Source organism: Xenorhabdus yunnanensis (assembly GCF_028598805.1).
In the GTDB taxonomy this organism is placed as follows: domain Bacteria; phylum Pseudomonadota; class Gammaproteobacteria; order Enterobacterales; family Enterobacteriaceae; genus Xenorhabdus; species Xenorhabdus yunnanensis.
On the sequence record NZ_JAQRFI010000175.1, the window covers coordinates 1 to 1,017 of the forward strand.

Below are 1,017 nucleotides of genomic sequence, written 5' to 3' on the forward strand. Positions count from 1 at the left end.
ACTGTTGGTGTCAAATCTGGCGGTAAATATATTTACAGAGAGAACCGCACATTCGGAAAACAATCCCACGCCAAAACATGGGGTGCTATGCGGGTTGCTGAACTGGAGCAAAACGGGATCCCTACGCAGAGTGATACCGAGGATTTAACAGTCGGTGATTTGCTGTACAAATACATCAATGATCCAGATTTGGGTGGGAAAGCAGGAAGAACTAAAAAATATGTATTAGATATGCTCTTAGATAGTGAATTAGCGAAACTAACACTTTCAGAGCTATCAGTTAGTCATGTCATCGAGTATTGCAAACAAAGACATTCTACTGGTATTACTCCATCAACCATTAATCATGATGTCAGCTATTTAACGTCAGTATTAAAATCAGCCAAGCCAATCTATAACATAGACTATGTATCAAATCCCGCACATGAAGCCCGCCCACTTTTAACCCAAATGGGGTTAATCAGTAAAAGCCAGCGACGCAGCAGAAGACCAGCGCAAGAAGAAATAGATAAACTTATTGATGGCTTGCGTAAGCGTAGCAACCGTAAAGAAGGGAAAATACCCTATGAAGATATTCTCAATTTCTCAATTCTAAGCTGTATGCGTATAGGCGAAGTGTGCAAAATTAGGTGGGATGATATAGATGAAAAGCAAAGGTCTGTCATTGTGAGGGATCGGAAAGATCCTCGAAAGAAAACAGGCAATCATATGTCTGTGCCGTTGTTGGGTGAAGCGTGGAATATTGTTCAGCGTCAACCAAGAACAAGCGAGCTGATATTCCCGTACAACTCCAAAAGCGTAACAACAGGATTCCAAATAGTCCGTAACGCTCTAGGTATTGAAGACCTCCGCTATCACGACCTACGCAGAGAAGGAGCGAGTCGATTATTTGAAGCGGGCTTTTCTATTGAAGAAGTGGCTCAGGTTACAGGCCATCGTTCACTGAATGTATTATGGCAGGTGTATACAGAACTGTACCCGCAATCGCTGCATGAAAAATTCAACAAACTAATGCAG

At 42.2% G+C, this 1,017-nt stretch carries 1 protein-coding gene; it reads left to right on the plus strand.

All coding sequences use genetic code 11. The annotated features are described in order from the left end of the window. A partial coding sequence (locus PSI23_RS21530) for a tyrosine-type recombinase/integrase (RefSeq protein WP_306309665.1) occupies positions 1-1,017 on the plus strand: 1,017 nt, incomplete at both ends.